This is a genomic window from Microbulbifer maximicatervae (SeqCode) (genome assembly GCF_052466985.1).
Window position 1 is genome coordinate 515,019 of record NZ_CP174298.1, and the last position, 21,018, is coordinate 536,036.

Consider the following 21,018-nt stretch of genomic DNA (forward strand, 5'->3'; position numbering starts at 1 on the left):
AAGGACTTAGTCTGAAGCCAGATTGGCTGCAAGAGATATCCGGCAATCAGTACTGCCACAAGGTGCTGAAGTATATCACTTTTATGGTGGCCGTAGCTCAGTTGGTAGAGCACAGGATTGTGGCTCCTGAGGTCGCGGGTTCGATCCCCGTCGGCCACCCCAGATTCTTCCTTGTTTATCAAGGACTTAAAACCCCGCCGAGTGCGGGGTTTTTTAGTTTTGGGCCTTAGAGGGGTAATTCGAGGGGGTAATTTTTACCACAATCGATTTTTTCAGCTCCTCCGATTGGACATTCATCCAGTGTCCTTTGGCGTGTCTTCCTTTCCTCTAATCCTCGCCTTATTAAGAGAAACAACTTTATCGGCGGTGTGGTTGTAGCGCTCCATCATGCTGCGAGTCTTGTGCCCGCTGAATTCCTGCTTGTCGCCTTCGAAATCTGAGATGCCTTTAATCTTTAAATCATGAAACCGGAAGCGAGCGGGTAGGGCACCGGCCTCATTGGCAGCTCTTTATTCTCTGCTCCAGGTGGTGTTGAATCTGTCTCGGGTGAAGTGCTGCCCAGTTCGGCCGCGAATCAGATACATGCTTTGCGACCTGGAAGTGGTGTTGCTTTTAAGTGCCAGCTCAACGGCATCGTGCAATCGGTCCGTCCAGAGCTTCAGTTGCTTCTTGCCGGTCTTTTGTTGGCAAATCAATAAGCCTTCGTCGGTGATGTCTTGCCGCTTCAATGCGAGAACATCTTGTTGGCGTGCGGCGCAAAGGTGGGCAATCTCCATTGCGGCCGCATGGGCAGTATGCCCCTTGGGCTCTAACCAGTTATAGAAAGCTAAATATTCTGAATCTTCGACATACCGCCCAGCCTGCTTTTCCTTGATTGGCTTTTCCTTGATTGGCTTTTCCTTGATTGGCTTGACCGCCCTGGCTGGGTCTTCGATTGATACGAGCCCGCGAGCCTTTCCCCATCGAAAAATAATACTGAGAAATGTGCGCTCTCTGTTTGCTGCGGTAGGGTATTGCTGTCCGCGTGCATCCATATACATTTGAATCACAGGTGATGTGATGGAGTCCGGAACTGCTTGACCAAAGACGGCCTCTATCATTTTGCGCAATACTGCCGAAGTACTCTCTGATGCGCGCCTCAATGGTCATATTTTCTTCAGTTACAAAACCAATCGAGGGAAAGAGAATGGCTACTAATCTTGTGCGAGACGGGCGCATGCTGGATTACATCAGCAGCATTAGCGCGGATATTACCTCTGGTCAGGTTGTGCCAGTCGGTACGGTGCTGGGTGTGGCGATGGATGATATCGCCGTGGGTGAGTCCGGTGTAGTTGGTGTTGATGGTGTATTTACTGTGCCCAGGGTATCTGCCGCAGAGATCAATCAGGGTGAAACTCTCACTTGGGTGGTCGCTTCCAAGTTGTTTGATAACAACGCAGCCGCGGGAGGTATCACCGGCGCAACGGCCTTTGCCGCTGAGGCTGCTGGCGCAGGCGCCGCCAACCTTGCGGGCAAATTCACCGGCGTACCGGGCACCGTTAAATCCTAGGTGGACCATGGATCTGGACCAGAGAGCCGCAGAGCGCGCGTTCCGTAAATGGGGCAGAGCCGCTACCTACGATGAGTGTAGCGGCGGTGGGCCTATTGATTGCCGCGTGATCTTTGAGTAGGAGATTGATGACTTCGATGATGAGGAACGCGTGCGGGTGCCGCGTATTAAGTTGAGTCTGCTGGTGAGTGAGGTGGGGGCCTAAAGCTCAGAGGCGGTGATTACATTTAGTGGTGTGGAGTACACGGTACGAAAAAGGTTGGAGGATGATGGGGTGGTTTGGCGAGCGTTAGTGTATGGCTAGTAGATGCTATTACAAAACCACTTCCATAATTTGTATAAAGTAAAGAAAATACTGAGGTTTAGAATTTTCTCAAGGAGCCCGAAATTGGAAGGATCAATGAAGCCTAAATCAGATAACCTATTCCACTTCACGAAATCTTTAGATGTTTTGCAGCTAATATTAAAAAATGGTATTCAACCTAGATACTGTTTAGAGGACATAGAATGGTTTGGGGCTGAAAGTGATAAGCACATTGCTTTTCCAATGAGCTGTTTTTGCGATATCCCTCTTTCAAGAATTTATGAGCATACTGATTTTTACGGTAATTTTGGGTTGGGGTTGACTAAAAGTTGGGGTTATAAGAATGGATTGAATCCAGTCATATATAGCCCGGAGGGCGGTATTGCTCAAAGTTTGGCAAAATATTTGTTTTATTTTAATAATGTCAGTGATGCAGAGCATCAGCGGTTCAGTGACCATCTTTTTGAATATTGGTCGATTGTAAAACCCGTTAATGGGAAAATGTTAGTTTCAGGTTCTTTTGTAGAAAAGGAATTCTATCAAGAGAATGAGTGGCGTTTTGTTCCGCCCGTTACAGATTTGTTATATCAAGAACAATTCGAAGATAAAAAAGAGCGGGCTAATAAAGAAATTGAGAAATTTGCTTTAGAAATGTCTCCAGGCGACATTAAGTATATATTTGTTCGGTCAGATAGTGACATTCCTCAATTGGTAGATTTTATCAATACAGAGCTAGGTAGGTTTCCTTTGAATGATCTCAAAATACTCCTATCTCGGATTGTTTCTTTAGAGACTTTGAAAAAAGATCTATAATCTAGATGAAAAATAAGGCCGTTCCAAATACATGAAGTTAAAACTCGCATTAGCGGGTTTTTTATGCCCGAAATTCATGGGACGCATCTCAAGGATCCAGCGCATAACAATCCGCGATGTCGTACAAAGCAAGCTGCAAACCTTATCCGGCTACATATTCCTATCTCCTGGCACCATAGAAGAAATTGATACCAAAAAGCTTCCGGCCATTGTCGTGGGCTTTGCAGTTGAGAGCACCGAACACAAAATGCATGGCGGTACTGAGCGGCAACTAGATCTGACAGTTGCTTCTGTAGCGAAAACTAGCGGCGATGTGTATGCCGCGTTAGACCAGGCAGCGGCAGACATTGAAAACGTCTTGCAGGATGCTTCTCTGGAGGACGCCTGTGATTTGTTCCTGCTTAGCCAAACCGAGTTTGCGTTGAATCAGGATCACCCATTAGGTGAAGTACGCTTGGCGTATAGTATCAAGTATTCCACCGAACCCACAGATTTTTAACGAAACAACCTAATGAGGCTATGACTATGGCACAAGGTTATAAAACCAAGTTCTATTGCAGTGGTGGTGGCACTTCCTATTCATAAGTGGCGGGAATGTCGGACCTTGAACCCGGTGAAGAGTCACGAAGTTCTGTTGATATAACTCCCATTGATGGCATCAGTGGCTATATGGACTATGACCTTTCGGTCTTGCGAGATCTTTATTACCTTGATCCGGAAAGAGAGCGACAGCTGTCAACAGGCTCTGCGCTCAGATTACGATTCTCATAACCAAGTCCGCTCACCTTGTGGAGATTGTATTCGCGAATACGGTGGTTACCCAATCCTGGATAAACCAGGGCCACATAAATTACCTGGCACTTATCACCGCGATAATTTGCACGCAGCTGAAAGGCGATTTCAGGATTACTACGAGAGTATGCCGAAGGCTGCTTGATGGGGAGTGTGGTTGGTTTTTGGTTGCTTGAAAATTGCTTGGGGGGCATGACATGAAATTCGAAAGTGCTAGACAAGCGTGGCACGACGCCTTTGATAGCTCCACCGCTGCATTTGATTATGAAGCCATGGGCGGCAGAAGTACGGTTTCCTCGGCTGGGAGAGGGCGAAAGGTTGTAATTCGCGGAGAGGTGCAGGGCAGGGCGAAGCAAGTCATTTGCCGGGTTGCAGCCCCAACACTAGCTGCGAAAGAAACCCCCGGAGCCAAGGACAGCAGCAACCGCATCATGGATGCCTGTGAAAAGGGATTAATCCAAGATGCAGTTGCAAAGTTGAGAGAGTGTGATCCATTGGCATACTGCTGGGGCATGGCCGCCTACGCCCCGCCAGCCTCAAGAGTCAAAGAGCGAGCAACACTACTGAAATACTTGATAAGTGAGTTCGACAAGTGGCAGGAACCGCACCCGCGAGAAAAGGTTAGCCAGCTAGCGCTATTTTGTATTAATGCGTGTGCACTGCGTGATGTGAATGGCCGATTAATAGACCTGGGCCAAGCGCGGACAATTTTAGGGTGTGACAAAAAGCGGTGGGATAGGGAGTGGGTAAAAATTTGGAAACGTTTGCAGCGGCGCTTGGACCCTTTACCCGCAAGAGCTTTAGGGCCTGTTTCTGAGATTGTGCAGGAGTACAGAGGTCGGCTTAAAGCCGCTTGTTGACAGCTTTGTCCTGAGGGGGTATAAATTTCCTAGCGTGCAGTTTTTCTGCTTTGCACAATTAAACCGGCCACTGAGCCGGTTTTTTTGTGCCTGAGTGAGCGAGGGCATCGCCCGATAGATTGGCAAGCTATCACAGGGAAAATCAACAGCCGGCTCGGCTGCTGAAAAATGTCTTTAAAAATTGTAGGTCAGGGCAAGGGAAGAAAGGCTGGGTTTCTTTTTGTCCATGTTAAAAATAGTATGCTCTAAGCTAAGGCTCCAGTTGTTGTAGTTCCATCCAGCGGAAATTCCATAGTAAAGATCTTCATCTTGTGTGCCATCTTTGCCAGAGACTTTATAGCCAGTACCCTCAGTATCTAATACATTTCCATTGTTATCAGCCCAAACATGTTGAATGTTGAGAGAACTTTTATGTTTCAAATCCGCATCCCACGAGTGAAGCCCTGTGCGAATTCCAGCATAAAAATCTTTGGTTATATCTGTGGTTAGTAACATACCCAGCATTTTTGATTTTAAGCTGAGGATTCTTTCCCTGTTTTCTTCACGACGGTAGGTGTAGGGGCCAAAATCATAGTCATATGTATATCCCGTAATGTCAGTGTCACTGCCATTGGCATCCCCTAGATCTGCGTACCCAGCTTCAAGGGAGATGAAGTTGTTCAGGCGATAACCTAAAGCTACGGACCAACCCTTAGGGGTAGAAAGCTCTACACCTAGTGTTTCTTGAGTTTCACGTGAGGAAAAATCTGTGTCTACTTTTCCATAAGAAGATCTAAGATAAAAATTACTTTCCGTTGCCATTACGTTGGATGCAGAAAAGAGAATGGCGGAGGCAAGAATTAGTCTGTTCAAAAAATATCCTTAAATAAATGCAAAAGGGCTGTCTAATTCGAAAGTAGGCGCTGGTAAAACTTCTGTGGTAGTACAGCTGAAACCGCGTAATTTACTGCGGGAAGGTGTCAAGGGATAATTGCTTTAACAGCAGGCAGAACATATCAGCTCCCAAATTTTTGCGCATAATGCAACAGACAAGCACCTCAGTCAAAAATAAATCCAATACCCCAGGCTTGGCTATCTCCACTTTACTGAACGACAACTGGAACTGACGGTTGCTGGGGTAGTGAAAACTAGCGGCGATGTATATGCCGCGTTAGACCAAGCAGCAGATATTGAAAGCGCCTTGCAGGATGCTTCTCTGGAGGACACCTGTGATTTGTTCCTGCTCAGCCAAACCGAGTTTACGTTGGATCAGGATCACCCATTAGGTGAAGTACGCTTGACGTATAGCGTCAAGTATTCCACACGTATAGCGTCAAGTATTCCACCGAACCCACAGACTTGTAACGAAACAACCAAATGAGGTTATGACTATGGCACAAGGTTATAAAACTAAGTTTCATCGCAGTGATGATGGCACTTCCTATTCATAAGTAGCGAGAATGTTGGACCTTGAACCCGGTGAAGAGTCACGAAGTTCTGTTGATATGACTCCCATTGATGGCATCAGTGGCTATATGGACTATGATCTTTCGGTTTTGCGAGATCTCTATTACCTTGATCCGGAAAGAGGGCGACAGCTGTCAAAAGGCTCTGCGCTCAGATTACGATTCACATAACCAAGTCCGCTCACCTTGTGGAGATTGTATTCGCGAATACGGTGGTTACCCAATTCTGGATAAACCAGGGCCACATAAATTACCTGGGCACTTATCACCGCGATAATTTGCACGCAGCTGAAAGGCGATTTCAGGATTACTACGAGAGTATGCCGAAGGCTGCTTGATGGGGAGTGTGGTTGGTTTTTGGTTGCTAGAAAATTGCTTGGGGGGCATGACATGAAATTCGAAAGTGCTAGACAAGCGTGGCACTACGCTTTTGACAGCTCCACCGCTGCATTTGATTATGAAGCCATGGGCGGCAGAAGTACGGTTACCTCAACTGGGCGAGGGTGAAAAGTTGTAATTCGCGGAGAAGTGCAGGGCAGGGCCAACCAAGTTATTTGCCGGGTTGCAGCCCCAACACTAGTTGCGAAAGAAACCCCCGGAGCCAAGGACAGCGGCAACCGCATCATGGACGCCTGTGAAAAGGGATTAATCCAAGATGCAGTCGCAAAGTTGAAAGAGAGTGATCCATTGGCATACTGCTGGGGCATGGCCGCCTACGCCCCGCCAGCCTCAAGAGTCAAAGAGCGAGCGACACTACTGAAATACTTGATGAGTGAGTTCGACAAATGGCAGGAACCGCACCCGCGAGAAAAGGTTAGCCAGCTAGCGCTATTTTGTATCAATGCGTGTGCACTGCGCGATGTAAATGGCCGACTAATAGATCTGGGCCAAGCGCGGACAGTTTTAGGATGTGACAAAAAGCGGTGGGATAGGGAGTGGGTGAAGATTTGGAAGCGTTTGCAACGGCGTTTGGACCCTCTGCCCGCAAGAGCTTTAGGGCCTGTTTCTGAGATTGTGCAGGAGTACAGAGGTCGGCTTAAAGCCGCTTGTTGACAGCTTTGTCCTGAGGGGGTATAAATTTCCTAGCGTGCAGTTTTTCTGCTTTGCAAAATTAAACTGGCCACTGAGCCGGTTTTTTTGTGCCTGGAAGTTGGTCAGCTCAGTAAGTTTCTTCAAGCTTTAATCACACTTTATGTATTTTTTAAATGGCTGTTTTACAAAGTGTGATCAGGCGCTGGGTTTTTGTGCGTTCTGTTTGTATTAATTTGGTGAATGAGAAAGACATTGTTCGTGAAATTTTGAGTTTCTTTATTTGGTAAGATCGTACTGGAAAAGGATGTTAAATTAAGTTCAATATAATTTGCTTGGTTTAAGGTGTGCTGTAAGTTTCACCTCCTCTTTCGTTAGTTAATCAATACATTTTTTGGTGAGTTTTTATGTTTTTAAGAAATACCGTCAAAACAGTAGCTGTTTCTGTGGCCTTGTTGGCCTTCGGCGCGCAAGCTAAAACGTTCCAATACGAACTTCAAGATCTAGGTTCATTTGGTGGTGAACTACAGTACCCCGGTCTAGATTTAGAAGGCGCTAGCTCTGCAACTTTGACTGTTGATCAAAAAGATCAATGGTCCCCCGCTATACTTACTTCGTTGGAAATTAACTTTCCTAATGCGCCCAGTCTGTCAGTAAGCAATTTCCAGGTGGATGACGGAGGTTGGAGACATGAAGCGACCGTCGATGGCGCCTGGGTGTATCGTCAGCTTGATGTTGTAGTAGATGGCTTGGACCTAGAAAGCTTAAATAATACAATGATCAACATTGATGGTTATGTCTCTGAGGCTGAAAATTTTATTGGGGCAGAGCGTTCACTGAACTATGATCAAAGACTATTTACTGTTCATGGGCAGTTGGTTGATGTGACTCCAAGCAAGATTGTTGATGTCGCAACGTTCACAGTTGACGGTAAGCAGGTTGAATTGTCTCTAAGAGATAACCCAACTCTTGATCCAAATTCAAACAATGGTGAAATGGCATTTGTTGTCGAATTACTGTGGTTTGGGGAGGGGAAAGAGGTTTACCATTTTCACGCACCTTTTGGTGATGAATCAAAATTTTATGAAGCATATAAGCTAGAAGTGACAACAACACCTGGTCCTGATGGTGATGAAACAGCCATAAGTGTTAAAATTAAAGACGCGCAAGGTATGGAATCTGAAACTCATCATGTATATCTTGAAGATATGCTGAGAGATGCTTACCAGCACTAATCGCGTCCTTATTTTTGACTTAAGGTTTAAGATGTACTGTGTGTTAGTATCAGTTTAGAAATCTTGGATAGTCGTTCAGTAGCGATACTTATTTCATGATAATTAACCCGCCTTGTGCGGGTTTTTTCGTTTCTGGTACTCCCATGTTTGATAACGATTATTTCACAGAAGCGGAATTGTCTTGTCGCCGCTGTGACAAAAAAATTTCAAAGATAAAACCCTCAGGCGCTTGATTCGAGTCAGAGAGCTTTATGGTATTCCGATGATTATTAATTTCTGTTACCGCTGCACAGGTTATAGCGCCCGGCTAAAGGCCGCTATGCCCCGTAATGCTGGGTAAGCTGTTACACTGGGTAGGGCATGCCGACTTATCCGAATCGCACTTAAAGAGGGTTTCACCGGCATAGGAGTCAAGCAAAAAGGCGCTATGGGTAGGTGATTTTTCCACTTAGACGACTTGGGGTCGTATGTACCTGCCCCACGATTTGGAGCTACTAGCTGACTGAAATTTGACAGGGGTCACAAGTGAGCTAAAAGCCGTCTAAATAAACTAGTGCGGTAAGAAAGTGGTCATTTGGGTATATCTGCGGATGTTAGTGTGGCTTGGCATCAAATGCAATCAGGAAGTGTTGTTTTGATTGCTGTAGCTTTTTTGTGATCAATTGACTCCGCCAATTCATTGGTTGCAATCTTAATTTAAGGTTGCTTCGTGCGCAACATTCTACCCGTAACAATCCTTTCTTAAGCCGGCCCAAATACTAGTTCTTCCATGGAAAATAAGAGGTTTTCTGGAAGGTGTGTCTTATGAAACTTTGTACGATGGTTCTTATTTTTTGATGAAATCATGAAATAAACTGTTGTTTTTTGGTTTTGATGAATATTTCTCATTTTCTATTGAGGGGATATTAGCTTACATAAATAAATTTGTTGACGAGGATGTGTTAATTGTTTAAAAATATTTTTTTGATAATAAAGTACCAATGGATTTTTTATGATTAAGAATTTTTTGTGTTTTTTGGTTTTTATGTGTGTGAGCTTTTCTGTAAGTGCAGCACAAAAAACAGTGTTCGAAGTTGAAGAGTATACAGTTAGTGCATTTTCTGTTGAGGGGCAAGCTCTTATTACTGAGTTGGTCGGAACCTCTTCCGGTTTTGATGCATATGGTGAGTTAGAGGTGCAGGAAAAGCGCTTAGCTAACCCTGTGTCTAAAAGTCAGTCTAAAACTTCTATTATGAGGGTTGATACATCATCTTCAACACCAAATCCTGGCGACACGAGGTGGATAAGTACTCACGCATGCCAGGGAGGTGCCACTTACAAGATATCATGGGAGCAAATGTACATGAAGACCAGTAGTAGCAGTTCATATGACTGGGTTGTGATTTCTTACAAGCAGGAATATTATTCTACTGATTGCAGGCCGCCCGAATGGTAATTCTGCAAGAAGCCGCGCTGACATAGTTTCTTGGTTGATTTATAAAAGTATAACCTAAATGGTAAGTCTATAATTTTGGAGTCAATAATTTAGACTGATTGAATTTTCAGTTTATTAAACTCATGTTTCAGGTTAATTTTAGCCCCGCATTAGGCGGGCTTTTTTATGTGTAAATTTTATTCAGACTTTTTTTCTACAAAACGACTACTTCATAGAGTCTGAGTTGTCTTGCGGCTGCTTTGAAAACTTATCTCAAGATGAAAATCTATGATTCTTGACTCCAGTCAGAGAGTGTTATGAATATTCCATGATTATTGATGCTGGTTGCCGTTGTTCAGTCCATAACGTCAAGTTAAATGCGATCATGATCCATGCAATCAGGCAGGCCATTGATATTCAAGTTGCACTAGATAGGGCGCACCGACTTATCTGAATAGCTCTTGAAGAAAGATGAGACATAGGAATCAAGCAAAAAGGCGCTATAGCTGGACAATTTCTCCACTTAGGCGACTTGGGGGTAGCTCCCCACGAGCGTACCCGCGCTACGATTTGGAGCTGCTAACTGATTTAGGCTCTATAAAAGTTGATAGGAGGTCAAAAGTTAGATTGAAGTTGTCTAGATATAATATTGCCGTAAGAAAATGGCCATTAGGGAAAAGTCAGCAGCCGAACCGGCTACTGAAGAGCGCCTTTAAAAATTGTAAGTCAGTACAGGGGAAGAAAGGCTGGTTTTCTTTTTTTCTATTTAAAATATAGGGTGCTCTAAGCTAAGGCTCCACTTTTGGTAGTTCTATCTAGCAGAAATTCCATAATAAAGATCTTCACCTTGTATACCATCTTTGTCAGAGACTTTATATCTTCTACTCTCAGCATCTAATATACTTCCACTGTTATTAAACTAGGTATGCTGAACGTAGAGAGAATCTTTATGTTTCAAATCCGCATTCAGCGAGTGAAACCTTGTGCGAACTACAACATAAAAATTTTTGGTTATACCTGTGGTTGGTAACATGCTCAACATTTTTGACTTAAAGTTGAGGGTTCTCTTCCTTCCTTCTTCACGGCGGTAGGTGTAGGGGGCAAAATCATAGTCATAGAATATTTCATAATGTCAGTGTCACTGCCATTAGTATCCCCTAGATCAGCATACCCATCGTCAAGGATGATGAAGTTGTTTATGCGGTAACCTAGAGCTACGGAGCAATCCTTAGGGTTGGAAAGTTCTACAACTAGTGTTTCTTGAGTTTCACGTAAAAAAATCTACGTCTACCTTTCCAAAAGAGAATGGCAACTAATTTTGTACGGGACGGGTGCACACTGACACCTGATATTAACTCTGGCTAGATTGTGCCGGTTGGTGTAATGCTGGGGGTAACGATGGATGATATCATCGTGCCCAAGGTGTTCGCTGCAGAGATCAATCAGGGGGAAATTCTCACCAGGGTGGTTGCATTAAGCTCATTCGGTAAAAATGCAGCCACCGCAGCCACCGCAGCCACCGCAGCCACCGCAGCCACCGCAGCCACTGCTGATATCATCGGCGCGACAGCCTTTACCGCTGAGGGTGCGGGTTCCAGTGTTACTAGCCTAGCTGTCAAATTTACCGGCGTAGTGGGCACAGTTCAATCCTAGGTAAACTATGGATCTGGACAATAAAGCCACAGAGCGAGCGTTTCGCAAAATGGGGCAAAGCCGATAGCTATGATGACGGTAGCGGCGGTGAGACTATTGATTGTCGTATGATCTTTGACAGGGTATTGATGGTCTCGATGATGAAGGGCGCGTTCAGGTGCCGCGTGTTGAATTGAATCTACTGGTGAGGTTGGGGGCTTACAACTCAGAGGTGGTGATTACCCCTGGCGGAGTACGCGGTGCGAAAGAGGTTGGCGGGTGATGGGGTCGTTTGGAGGGTGTTGGTTGGTGGTATGTTTTGTACGCTCCTCTAAAAATGTTATAAAGGCTCACCATTAGAATTAATTGTTAGCACGTATGCCTAATTAAGAGAGTGACTGATGGTTGATATTGCTTATAGCTGTTGGGTATGTATCTGGAATTTTGACTGTTGTGATTTCGTTCGTGGTAAAGACTTTTTAACTGAAAGGAAAAATGCCTTGGTATAAGGGTATGCTTTATATTGTTTGATTATGGGTTCATTTGTTAGGTATTTATAGTGAGAAAAACACAAAAACTGCTGGTTTCACTTGTGTTTGTTGTCCTGTCTTTATGGTCAGTTAGTCTCCAAGCGGCAAGTTTTAAGGTGGTTAGCCATAATGTGTGGTCTGGATTTACTTCATTTTATGATTTGAATGTAGATGGGAAGCCCGAAGGCCCATTTAATGTCAGTTGTGCGGATAATTATGATAAGTTTAAGAGGAGAATTGATGCATATTTAGGTTATTTAAGTGGTGAGGTGGGAAAGAATGAGAATTTCATTATTGCTTTCCAAGAGATGGACAACAAAACTAAGCGGACGTGTGGTGGAGATTATTCATTGACCTGGGAGATTGATAAGTATTTTTCACCGGGAGTCGAAAATAGATTTTTTGGCCTAGTGCAAATGGATGGTTGGGAAACTTATAACAACTCTCAATCCCATGCTGCGGTTGCAGGAGTTTATAATGGGAATGCAATTGTTGCAAGTCCAGATATATTGCAAACTATGTATGAACGGGGTGATATAGAAGTAAGAATTGAGGGTAAAAAAATAAATATTTATTTTCTAGAGGATATATTGCTACTCTATTGGAAGTTGAGCCAGGAAAGCAGCTTTGGTTTGTAAATATTCATGCTGATTACCATGAAGTCGATAAGAGTCTGGCAGTTGATGATGTGCGGAAAATGTTGGTTGAAATGAAGGCTGCTTATGAGGAGACGCCAAGGCCGATAATATTTGCTGGAGACTTTAATGTTACATTCCGTACAGAATATTATGACCAACTGATAGATTTGTTTGAAGAGCACTTCGAAGGAACGGTTGAGGCTACGCATGGAGTAGGTGCGACATATCTTAAAAAAGTAAAAGATACCATTAACGGTGGTAATGCTGTGAAGGATAGTCATAGGATAGACTATATTTTTTACTATTCGCCAAATGGGCTAATTAGACAGAATGGCTTCCTGTGAATGTCCCTAATAGTGACATCACTCCTGTTGATGGTGGATACTTTGTTCCTATTTTATCTGCTGGAGCGAGAGATGCCATATGTATTGAAGGGGAATGCTTTCCCGATTATAAGTTAATATACGCCGATTTTTATTGGCCCTAAAATTTATTGGTGGAGCAAATGTAAGTGGAAAAATGTTAGCTTGCAACCTAGTGATGCGGGAATGTAGGGGTATGTTATTACTTATGGTTTCCTGTTGTCAAAGTTGTATTGATGAGTTCTAGTATTGATTGTTGTTGGATGATAAAGAGAGGTTAATGTGAAAAAAATAATATTTGCAGTTGCTGCTTGCCTAGTATCAATTGATGCTATGTCGCTGGGCAATAACGATTATTATAAAGTTGAGCATGTATATTCTTGGAAGAGCGGTGAAGTTCATGTTTGGCTTGAAAAAAATGGTGGGGAGCACCTGTGTGCAGATCAGACTTATCCCACGAGATACCTGATGAGCCGAGAGAGTGTTGTTGAATTTGACCAGAAATTTTCATTATTACTTACCGCTAAAACTACTGGCCAAGGTGTGAAAATGGAATATACATGTGACGAAACGAATAGGCCTTGGATAGACTCAATTCGCTTTTAGACTTCGATGAATTTATTTGTAGCAATACAACTACCTTAACCCGTAAAAGCGGGTTTTTTCATGCCGAAAACTTCTGGTGTATTACCCCATAATCCAGCGCACAGCAATCTGTGACACCTTGCTTAGCGAGAGGAGGCTGCGTTTACTGTAAGGTGATGTTTGAGCGGGATGTAAATTAGGTGTGATGATTGCTATTGGTGTCGTGGAGTATACGTTGGCGGTTGGCGGTTGGCGGTTGGCGGTTGGCGGTTGGCGGTTGGCGGTTGGCGGTTGGCGGATGATGGAGTTGTTTGACAGACACTAGTGGATGGGTAGTGGGCGCGCTTGTCTCAAAAAATTATAAAGAATCTTCCTTGTGTGTGTTAGGTTCACAACAAGTTGCTCGCATGTTTGGCAGTGGTCATGTCTGTTGAAGCTTTTAAGGTTCAAATGTAGTAACTTACCGTGTACATGAAAAGGTTTTTTCTTAGTACAATTTGCTCGTCACTGTCGATTGTAATTATATCCTTGTAACGTATAAGTCGCCTCAAAACAGTAATTTGACTAAATTGAAGATGCCAAAAGATGAAAATTTTTGTACAAATTAGGTGAGTTAAACGAAGAAGGTTGTGCTGTCAATTTTAGAATTGTAAGATCTGAAAACCATTCGGATAGCGAAAATATACATATTCAAGCTAACAAAGGTGTAGCGCTTTATGTGAATATGGTGAGTAAAACAACCTGTAGTGTCACCAGGGCTATGAGCCTAGAGAGTTACAAGTACTATGAAGCATGTGTGCTTCCATTTCAGCATTCTTGTGGCGTTTGCATCAACAATATTACCGATGGTAAGAAGGGCGAAAAGATTGAGATCAAGTATTTTCGTGACGGTTATGTAAGAGAATATAAGTTATCAGTCACAAAAAAGAATGTGGTACGTATAGTCCAGCAAGCTGGGCTAGGACCTCCATCATACAGTTTTATCGCTACATTTTGACTTGCGAGCAAGATGTTAATGTTTGTTATGCAAATACTGACGATTCTGGTGCGAAAGCCTGCGTAATTTATTGCGCATAGGTTGGATATGAGGTGATTTTGCATCCGATGGGGAGGCGTGGTTTGAGTATATCGAACACTTCCCGTTTTGATTCTAATACGCTCTACCGTATCAGGGTTAGAGCATGGGTTCGTAATGAAGGGGATAGAGACAGAAACCTGATTAAAGGGGTTGATGACTACCGGCCTGACGGTGCCCGCTGCAGCCACACAGGAGATGACTCATACAGATATCAGCACTAAGTGACGTGTTCGTTAGTGTCTGAAGCGGAGCGTGATTGATAAGATATTTCCAGGGTAATGCTAAAGCCAGTGCTGAAAAAAATACTGTTGCGCTGCCTACAAAGCTGCATGCTGATGTGCGCCATTTTTCCTTTTTGTGATAGTTAATCATAGTGGTGATAAGGAGGGGCGGGCACAGCTAGGTTATGTTCGCATTATTAAGATTAATCTTGCTGGGAATAGGCTCTACCTAAAAATTAATGACGGTTCGAGTCCTGGAGATGATACGACCCCAGGAGAGGCGTAGCTGTGAGGCCTTGATTCTCGTGGCAGTCTACCTAGCTGGTTTGCCAAGGAGGGTAGCGGAGTGACAGTTTCGGAGATCCAACTGATTTCGCAAACCTCTGGATTTCAGCTGCATTGTTTTTTCATAAGCTTCCCATATTGCTGACAAATATTTAGAGTGGGGATACAGCTCTAGTGAGAGTACTATAAATTGGTAGTTTACGTATAGGTTCGCTTTTCTTGTCATCTCTTTTGGGTTGTATGATAAACTATTTGTGATGATTAATAATTTATTCGTAATGGCCTTAGAAATCTTGTCCGTGTTGAGGAGGTGCAATATCTGCAGCATTAATGCCGATTGGGGTTTGATGGCGAGGTAGCCAGCCTCGCTTCTGATTTACGATGTTGTAAATGATGGCATTGAGCCGCTTAAAGCGGCCTCAATGCCACCTGCATGATATTCAATTAATCTTGATTAGTGCTTTAATCATAGTTTCTGCAGATTGCTTTGGGTATTTATTGGCTTTACTCTCAATCACCTTTTTATCGACAATATGGAAAACTCTTGCCTTGTCGGTTTTCTTATCAAATATCTGGGCCCAGTTAGTAAATGGGTCGATATTGGCAATCTGCCCTATCTCTTTATAGGCGTCCTCTTCATTGTGAAATGATCGCTTAAAGTCCTTTATTCCGCCCATAAGTAGGTTAAATGTACCGGTGAATAATGCGTATCTTTCCATGGGATTCTCCACATTTAGAAATCTGGGCTTCGAGACTGTAGCCCTGGATAGCCGCTGTCGGCTGAGTACGTTGAGGCGCAGTTGGCCAGTTGCTTTGCTAGAAGTATTTCCTATCTTTTAATAAAACTTACATACTAACCAACGACTCAAATTTAACCTTTTTGTTTATGTACAGAAGCTTAACCAGGACTTGTCTTTGAAATTTTGCGTAGCTTTTGTCGCGGCCTACATCATAATTGCATAAGGGTAATAGTCTCAATTATGTCGCACATTGCATTGTTCGATTTATTTCTATTTTTACTTGTCTGTATAGGTGGGAAGAAAGATCTTTTAGATTACCCCTACAGATTTATAATCTTTTTGGGTTGATTTAAGTATTTTATGGTTCGCTTTATAATTGGAATTTATTAGCCCGGGAGGCTGGTGGATATGTCCTTAATTGATAATGGAAATCTTGTCTAGTTAATGAATTAGGCGGCGATCTTTTCTGAATTTGTGCATTGGTACTAAATACTCGAATATATAATGTTGCTTAAGATAGATAGGTGCATTTAGGCTGAGATGTTAGTCAGGCTCAATACTTTAATGGTTAGCTCTGTGAGTATACATAAATGAAGAGAATCTTGAAGACCGTGAGAATTGCTTCTGCATCTCAAGTGGCGTAAATAGGTTAAATGAGCCGGCAGGTACTTTGTGAGTGACTGCAATAGTAGTCCAGACTGTAGTATCTATTTTTTGATTGGCTTTTCGTAATCTTTGAGTAATCGCTTTGCCTTATAGTATAGGAAAATTCTAAATGAACAATGGACTCAAGATTGTTACTTGTCTGGTTTTTTCGATGATGTTTTACAATGAGGTTTGGGCTATTGATATCCTTGCTCACAGAGGAGCATCTGGTGAGTACCCTCAAAGTACCACCCTGGCTTTTGATATGGCATTGGAGCAGGGGGCAGATATTCTAGAGCTGGATATACATTTGTCGAAAGATCAGTTCATTATTGTCAATCACGATGCAGACCTTAAAAAAATGCAGGTGTCTCGGATAAAATAGAAGATTTGACTTTGGGAGAAATAAAAGCATTGGATGCTGGATATGAGTTTACCCTAGACAATGGTGATAGTTACCCATTCCGAAACCAAGGGCTCGTCCTCTTAACATTAAATGAACTATTTGAGCGCTATCCTGATGCCATATTTAACATTGAAATTAAACCAAATGATAAGGTCTTATCAGAAATACTATGGCAAGTAATTGTTGACTACAGAATGGAACAGCAAGTTACTGTGGCTAGCCAGCACAATAGGGCTATGGGGCATTTTCGAGATATCAGTGGAGGAAAGATTAGAACGAGTGCAACAGTCGGTGAACTTATAGAGGCTAGTCTAGCCTGGAGTTCAGGCTTTGGATGGGCTTTCAGACCGGACTTTGAAGTTGCCCAACTGCCATACAGTATTACCACTAAGCCCTATGTTCGCTTTTTTCAGAGTAAAGGTGTAGCCGTCGATCTCTGGACAGTTAACGATATAGATGATATTGAGCGCAGTATATCCCTTGGTGTAGATGGGATTATTGGCGATTTCCCTGGGCGAGTTTATCAACTACTTGAGAGTGCTGGAGAACGGTAATTTTTCTAGATGCGGGTCAGAATTGCTGAGTACAAAAATTTTCTTGTAAAAGAATAATGAGGTTAGTGATAACTTGATAATTTCAACCTTAAAAAGTCAGTGTTTTATTGGCTTTTTAAGGTTCTAGGAGAACGTAATATTGATCTTTATGGGCAAAAGTAGGATGTAAAGAGTTTGTGTTTAGCCTAGAGGCAGAAATCCACATACTTCATTGAGCCTCCCGAAGCTTCAGATTCAACAATTAGAGAGGGTTGGGAAAGGCCTAGCTGCAATCTATTCCGGCATACAAAAAGTGCTGTTGGGGAGGTGTACTCTGATACTCACAGGCCTCCACCTTCTAATACTTACATTGCTAGTTGATCTTGGGTTTGCTGTATGCAATCCGTAGGTGAGGTTGCAATTGTTCCACCTTTAGAGGCTAGCGTTTCCTGCAGGCTGCTGTGTCAACTCCTAGAATTATCCCACTGACGATGACATTGTTTCTAGAAGAAATATGGCTAACCATTTTATTGAACTATTTTCATTCCGTTTTTGTCGTATCTCTGGATCCAATTATTGCAATACTAGGCTACTTAAGTAAGCTAATATTACCGCGTGCATATACAGTCGAGAGGGAGTTGGGAGTGTCTTCTAGTCCATAGGGATATTTGTAACTACCACGTTGAATCTTTTCTACTACCAATGTGCAAGCCAAGAGAGCCCCCTTACTTTCTAGTAAATCTCATTAACGCCTAGACAGCTAACAAAAAGTCATAGCCGCCACATATGAGGCTTTCATGTCAGATTTCTTTCGGCCTTTGAGTAACACCGTGCATTTGTAATGCAAATCCTGTTGGAGAAACAATTGGCTTCTGAAATGAAGCTTTGTTTCGAGTGCAGGGCTGTAAATGAGATGTTAATAGGTATACATTTTTCTGAAGTTGATAGTTCTTCTATTGATATCATCTGCGCGGATAAAGATGTTCATCGTTTAGCATTAATTATTTAGAGCTCGCAGGAGGTTTAGTCAAGAAAATGATAACTTCTGACCTCCTATGGCTGTTTGAGAGTTGTGCCATAATCGAGGCTTTAGTCCGTTCGGGTTGAATAGATAATAGGTGGTATTAGGTTGATTTTTTAATTTTCCCTCTTTGTGCTTCGAACTCTTTTCATTTAAGCTGTGGTGGAATTGGTGCTCGATAAGTTCAGTTGTTATTAGTCAAATATACTGGAGGGGGAATATGTACAATACTATCCTTTGCGCTATAGAAGCGTCTCAAGAAGGGAGGCATGTGTTGTCTAAAGCGGTAGAATTATCTAAGAAATTTGATAGCAAGCTAGTAGTTTTAAATGTACTGCCTTATAGCTTCCTGCCCAAGGATTATCAAAAAGAGCTGAAAGAGAGTGCAATTCCGAAGTTTGAGGAGATTACGGAAGACTTTGGGGTTAGCAAGAGAAATCGGGCCCTTAAAGTGGGAAAGCCTTATGAGGTTATCTGTAAGGAAGCTGAAAAAAGGAAGGTGGATCTGATAGTTTTGGGAACTCACTCCAAGAAAGGTTTGAGTTCCCTGATTGGTTCTACCGCTAATAGCATAGTGAACTATTCACATTGTGATGTAACTTTGGTTCGAATCTAAATTATAGGGACATAGTCGACTCAAAGTTTGCCCGGCCTACTTTGAATGTTGCTGTTTAGTTGGACGTAGCTTGGGCCGGGTAATCTGACCCCTCGCTTTTGGCTTCATTGTCTTCTGAGGCGGGAGCATTACGCAGCACCAAAAAGCCAGCTGTCCCAGCGATAACCGATGCAAGCAGAATGCCGGCTTTCGCCTGAATAAGCAGTTCATTTTGTGAGCTAAATGCTAGTTCTGCGATAAAAATGGACATGGTGAACCCAATACCTGCGAGCAATGCTACACCGACAATATGTTGGAAATTCGCCGCTTTGGGTAATTGGCCCCAGCCCAGCTTCCAACCTACCCAAGTGGCCCCTACAATCCCAAGTAACTTACCGACCACCAAGCCAAAGATAACCCCGAGAGTTACCGGGTTGAGTACTGCTTCGGAGCTGCTGAAGCTGTCGACCGGAATTCCCGCGTTAGCTAGTGCAAAGATAGGTATCACTACAAACCCGACCGGAATATGCAGGCGAGTCTCCATGCGTTGTAGCGGAGATTGGGCTAAGTTCACGCCATTACCCAAGCCCATTACGCGAGCTCGTAAATCGTCGTTAGCGATAATCTTGTCACCTGGGCGGAAGCAGCGGTCAAAGCTGCGAATGATATCTTTTACGAAGGTGCTAAATGCTACAGGATCGTATTTTGGCTTGGCAGGTAATGCCATAGCGGTAATGACACCAGCGAGAGTAGCGTGGACACCGGCTGAGTGAAGTCCGTACCACAATAGACCTCCAACAAAAACATAGGCTGCGGATCGGCGAATACCCGCAGCATTGAGCAGCCCGAGCACAACAACCAGGCCACCTGATGCGATGAGCGCTGTCATGTTTACTTGCTCTGTGTACCAGATGGCAATAACGAGAATTGCCCCTAAGTCATCTACGATCGCCAGTGCGACCAAAAAGGTCACTACTGCTCGTGGTACACGGTTGCCTAGTAGTGCAATACAGCCTACTGCAAAGGCAATGTCTGTTGCCATCGGGATACCCCAGCCTGGACCGGCTTCGGTACCTAAATTAAGGGAGCTGTATAGTAGGGCTGGCACCACCATACCACCGATAGCGGCCATCACAGGTAGTACTGCCTGACGGAGATCTGAGAGCTCTCCCACAAGAAACTCTCGTTTTAATTCCAAGCCGACTAGAAAGAAAAAGATGGCCATTAGGCCGTCATTGATCCAGTGATGTAGGGAAAGGGAAAATGTCCAGTCTCCTGCACCTACCGCAATAGGCATATGAAGTAGATGCTTGTAAGCCTCTTGCAGAGGAGAGTTGGCAACAATCAAAGCGATAAGCGCAGAGAGCATTAGCAATATACCACTGCTGCTTTGGCGATGAATAAATTCCTCAAAAGGAGTAACCAGGCGACCAAATGCCTCTTCTAGCGGGGCTTCAAAAATTTTTCCTTTGCGAATTTTAAATCTATTTAAAACCCCTTTACTCATCGTTGAGCATCCTCCTTTACTGACTATAGACCCTAAGAAATATAGGGCTGTTTTTTCTCGATTCCGGCTCACAGATTACCATGAAACTTGTATTTTTAACTAGATTAAAGCGCGTCACTCGGTAGCCGGCCGCAAATATGATGAATGAGAAAACCTGCGCAGTTGTCGGGGGGTTATTCGCTTCGTGTGAAAAAGTTGAGGGTGTCGATGACTTGAATTTAAATGATGCTTTTTATCGGCAGGTGACAAGTTTAATTCTATTATCATGTAATTTTATTGTATTCGGGCTGTAAGGAATAATAGTTTTTTGTGTTAACTGTAATAATCAATTGTCTATGGATTTGAACGGTCTACTTTAGTTTGCCTAGCTAGTCCAAAAGGGTAGCGGTGCTACTAAGTTTCTTTGCTTGAGGTTAAGGAGAGTAGCATTGCATTGGAGCCTCCTTGCCAAATTTTCCTACCTGTTTTTGGCTCCCCAGCTGATGATTATTCAACGACATATTGTTCATTGGAGCGAGTAAAAGGAGCTGACGGAAGGAGCTTACATCTCCGGTGAGAATTTATAGATTTACAAAATATGTAGATGGGTATTGGTTGCGAGCGTTTGTGACTAGTGATACTTCTTGCTCCATTCTTTATTTCACTCAATAGCTAATAGAAGTACCTAGTTATAGATGGGTTAGTGTAACACTCTGATGTCTTACTCAGCCTTCGCGTAACGAAGGGATGGTAGTGGCAGAATGGTTTAAATGATGCTGCCTGCAGTAGTACCACTGGAGCAGATTTCAAGCAAAAAAGT

Annotated in this window: 21 protein-coding genes, 1 tRNA gene and 1 pseudogene; 19 read left to right on the plus strand and 4 right to left on the minus strand. The window is 43.4% G+C overall.

Annotated features, from left to right (window positions below; all coding sequences use genetic code 11):
• The first annotated feature begins 86 nt into the window (after positions 1-86).
• Positions 87-162: transfer RNA gene (locus ACJJI3_RS02305), tRNA-His, on the plus strand.
• Between the two features lie 347 nt (positions 163-509).
• On the opposite strand, the gene ACJJI3_RS02310 is transcribed toward ACJJI3_RS02305, so the two are convergent.
• A complete protein-coding gene (locus tag ACJJI3_RS02310; protein WP_444941358.1) occupies positions 510-1,100 on the minus strand; it encodes a hypothetical protein in 591 nt (196 codons plus the stop codon).
• 86 nt (positions 1,101-1,186) lie between these two features.
• Here ACJJI3_RS02310 and ACJJI3_RS02315 point away from each other — a divergent pair, with 86 nt between their 5' ends.
• The 5 genes from ACJJI3_RS02315 to ACJJI3_RS02335 all read left to right on the plus strand — a co-directional run bounded on the left by ACJJI3_RS02315 (position 1,187) and on the right by ACJJI3_RS02335 (position 4,318).
• Positions 1,187-1,549, plus strand: coding sequence for a DUF2190 family protein (locus ACJJI3_RS02315; protein ID WP_444941359.1), 363 nt, complete (start codon positions 1,187-1,189; stop codon positions 1,547-1,549).
• 400 nt (positions 1,550-1,949) lie between these two features.
• On the plus strand, positions 1,950-2,666 hold the full coding sequence (locus ACJJI3_RS02320; protein WP_444941360.1) for an abortive infection system antitoxin AbiGi family protein: 717 nt from the start codon (positions 1,950-1,952) through the stop codon (positions 2,664-2,666).
• Between the two features lie 31 nt (positions 2,667-2,697).
• Positions 2,698-3,165, plus strand: a complete 468-nt coding sequence (locus tag ACJJI3_RS02325) for a hypothetical protein (RefSeq protein ID WP_444941361.1) — start codon at positions 2,698-2,700, stop codon at positions 3,163-3,165.
• 95 nt (positions 3,166-3,260) lie between these two features.
• Positions 3,261-3,437 carry a hypothetical protein gene (locus ACJJI3_RS02330; protein WP_444941362.1) on the plus strand — a complete coding sequence of 59 codons (177 nt, stop codon included), beginning with the start codon at positions 3,261-3,263 and terminating at the stop codon, positions 3,435-3,437.
• A 218-nt stretch (positions 3,438-3,655) separates the two neighbouring features.
• On the plus strand, positions 3,656-4,318 hold the full coding sequence (locus ACJJI3_RS02335) for a hypothetical protein (RefSeq protein ID WP_444941363.1): 663 nt from the start codon (positions 3,656-3,658) through the stop codon (positions 4,316-4,318).
• Between the two features lie 174 nt (positions 4,319-4,492).
• Here ACJJI3_RS02335 and ACJJI3_RS02340 read toward each other — a convergent pair whose 3' ends face one another.
• On the minus strand, positions 4,493-5,170 hold the full coding sequence (locus tag ACJJI3_RS02340; protein WP_444941364.1) for an outer membrane beta-barrel protein: 678 nt from the start codon (positions 5,168-5,170) through the stop codon (positions 4,493-4,495).
• A gap of 587 nt (positions 5,171-5,757) precedes the next feature.
• On the opposite strand from ACJJI3_RS02340, the gene ACJJI3_RS02345 reads away from it, so the two are divergent.
• The 11 genes from ACJJI3_RS02345 to ACJJI3_RS02395 all read left to right on the plus strand — a co-directional run bounded on the left by ACJJI3_RS02345 (position 5,758) and on the right by ACJJI3_RS02395 (position 14,487).
• Positions 5,758-5,934: a hypothetical protein gene (locus ACJJI3_RS02345; protein WP_444941365.1), complete on the plus strand. Its 177-nt coding sequence runs from the start codon at positions 5,758-5,760 to the stop codon at positions 5,932-5,934.
• A gap of 357 nt (positions 5,935-6,291) precedes the next feature.
• Positions 6,292-6,816: a hypothetical protein gene (locus ACJJI3_RS02350; protein ID WP_444941366.1), complete on the plus strand. Its 525-nt coding sequence runs from the start codon at positions 6,292-6,294 to the stop codon at positions 6,814-6,816.
• 383 nt (positions 6,817-7,199) lie between these two features.
• The gene (locus ACJJI3_RS02355) at positions 7,200-8,027 is read left to right on the plus strand and encodes a hypothetical protein (protein WP_444941367.1); all 828 of its coding nucleotides are present in this window, start codon (positions 7,200-7,202) and stop codon (positions 8,025-8,027) included.
• Positions 8,028-9,018: 991 nt separating this feature from the next.
• On the plus strand, positions 9,019-9,462 hold the full coding sequence (locus ACJJI3_RS02360) for a hypothetical protein (RefSeq protein ID WP_444941368.1): 444 nt from the start codon (positions 9,019-9,021) through the stop codon (positions 9,460-9,462).
• A 1,377-nt stretch (positions 9,463-10,839) separates the two neighbouring features.
• Positions 10,840-11,094: a hypothetical protein gene (locus tag ACJJI3_RS02365; protein ID WP_444941369.1), complete on the plus strand. Its 255-nt coding sequence runs from the start codon at positions 10,840-10,842 to the stop codon at positions 11,092-11,094.
• A 538-nt stretch (positions 11,095-11,632) separates the two neighbouring features.
• Entirely contained in the window at positions 11,633-12,241 is a 609-nt protein-coding gene (locus ACJJI3_RS02370) for a hypothetical protein (protein WP_444941370.1), read from the plus strand.
• Positions 12,205-12,585: an exonuclease/endonuclease/phosphatase family protein gene (locus ACJJI3_RS02375; RefSeq protein WP_444941371.1), complete on the plus strand. Its 381-nt coding sequence runs from the start codon at positions 12,205-12,207 to the stop codon at positions 12,583-12,585. The genes ACJJI3_RS02370 and ACJJI3_RS02375 overlap by 37 nt, the downstream gene beginning before the upstream one ends.
• Before the next feature lie 300 nt (positions 12,586-12,885).
• On the plus strand, positions 12,886-13,209 hold the full coding sequence (locus ACJJI3_RS02380) for a hypothetical protein (RefSeq protein WP_444941372.1): 324 nt from the start codon (positions 12,886-12,888) through the stop codon (positions 13,207-13,209).
• 181 nt (positions 13,210-13,390) lie between these two features.
• Positions 13,391-13,513 carry a hypothetical protein gene (locus tag ACJJI3_RS02385; RefSeq protein WP_444941373.1) on the plus strand — a complete coding sequence of 41 codons (123 nt, stop codon included), beginning with the start codon at positions 13,391-13,393 and terminating at the stop codon, positions 13,511-13,513.
• 270 nt (positions 13,514-13,783) lie between these two features.
• Positions 13,784-14,185, plus strand: coding sequence for a hypothetical protein (locus ACJJI3_RS02390; protein WP_444941374.1), 402 nt, complete (start codon positions 13,784-13,786; stop codon positions 14,183-14,185).
• A gap of 122 nt (positions 14,186-14,307) precedes the next feature.
• Positions 14,308-14,487, plus strand: coding sequence for a hypothetical protein (locus tag ACJJI3_RS02395; protein WP_444941375.1), 180 nt, complete (start codon positions 14,308-14,310; stop codon positions 14,485-14,487).
• A gap of 725 nt (positions 14,488-15,212) precedes the next feature.
• Here ACJJI3_RS02395 and ACJJI3_RS02400 read toward each other — a convergent pair.
• The gene (locus ACJJI3_RS02400; protein WP_444941376.1) at positions 15,213-15,491 is read right to left on the minus strand and encodes a hypothetical protein; all 279 of its coding nucleotides are present in this window, start codon (positions 15,489-15,491) and stop codon (positions 15,213-15,215) included.
• A gap of 931 nt (positions 15,492-16,422) precedes the next feature.
• Between ACJJI3_RS02400 and ACJJI3_RS02405 the strand changes: the two are divergent.
• Positions 16,423-17,117 (plus strand): annotated as a pseudogene (locus ACJJI3_RS02405) (glycerophosphodiester phosphodiesterase family protein).
• Positions 17,118-18,337: 1,220 nt separating this feature from the next.
• A complete protein-coding gene (locus ACJJI3_RS02410) occupies positions 18,338-18,733 on the plus strand; it encodes a universal stress protein (RefSeq protein ID WP_444941377.1) in 396 nt (131 codons plus the stop codon).
• A gap of 55 nt (positions 18,734-18,788) precedes the next feature.
• Here the strand turns inward: ACJJI3_RS02410 and nhaA are convergent, their stop codons facing one another.
• The gene (nhaA, locus tag ACJJI3_RS02415; RefSeq protein WP_444941378.1) at positions 18,789-20,219 is read right to left on the minus strand and encodes a Na+/H+ antiporter NhaA; all 1,431 of its coding nucleotides are present in this window, start codon (positions 20,217-20,219) and stop codon (positions 18,789-18,791) included.
• Between the last annotated feature and the right edge of the window lie 799 nt (positions 20,220-21,018).

Bases quoted from the DNA above. Each gene is read 5' to 3' on its own strand.
- ACJJI3_RS02310 (WP_444941358.1), bottom strand. From the start codon at position 1,100: ATGATAGAGGCCGTCTTTGGTCAAGCAGTTCCGGACTCCATCACATCA.
- ACJJI3_RS02315 (WP_444941359.1), top strand. From the start codon at position 1,187: ATGGCTACTAATCTTGTGCGAGACGGGCGCATGCTGGATTACATCAGC.
- ACJJI3_RS02320 (WP_444941360.1), top strand. From the start codon at position 1,950: ATGAAGCCTAAATCAGATAACCTATTCCACTTCACGAAATCTTTAGAT.
- ACJJI3_RS02325 (WP_444941361.1), top strand. From the start codon at position 2,698: ATGAAGTTAAAACTCGCATTAGCGGGTTTTTTATGCCCGAAATTCATG.
- ACJJI3_RS02330 (WP_444941362.1), top strand. From the start codon at position 3,261: ATGTCGGACCTTGAACCCGGTGAAGAGTCACGAAGTTCTGTTGATATA.
- ACJJI3_RS02335 (WP_444941363.1), top strand. From the start codon at position 3,656: ATGAAATTCGAAAGTGCTAGACAAGCGTGGCACGACGCCTTTGATAGC.
- ACJJI3_RS02345 (WP_444941365.1), top strand. From the start codon at position 5,758: ATGTTGGACCTTGAACCCGGTGAAGAGTCACGAAGTTCTGTTGATATG.
- ACJJI3_RS02355 (WP_444941367.1), top strand. From the start codon at position 7,200: ATGTTTTTAAGAAATACCGTCAAAACAGTAGCTGTTTCTGTGGCCTTG.
- ACJJI3_RS02360 (WP_444941368.1), top strand. From the start codon at position 9,019: ATGATTAAGAATTTTTTGTGTTTTTTGGTTTTTATGTGTGTGAGCTTT.
- ACJJI3_RS02365 (WP_444941369.1), top strand. From the start codon at position 10,840: ATGGATGATATCATCGTGCCCAAGGTGTTCGCTGCAGAGATCAATCAG.
- ACJJI3_RS02400 (WP_444941376.1), bottom strand. From the start codon at position 15,491: ATGGAAAGATACGCATTATTCACCGGTACATTTAACCTACTTATGGGC.
- ACJJI3_RS02410 (WP_444941377.1), top strand. From the start codon at position 18,338: ATGTACAATACTATCCTTTGCGCTATAGAAGCGTCTCAAGAAGGGAGG.
- nhaA (WP_444941378.1), bottom strand. From the start codon at position 20,219: ATGAGTAAAGGGGTTTTAAATAGATTTAAAATTCGCAAAGGAAAAATT.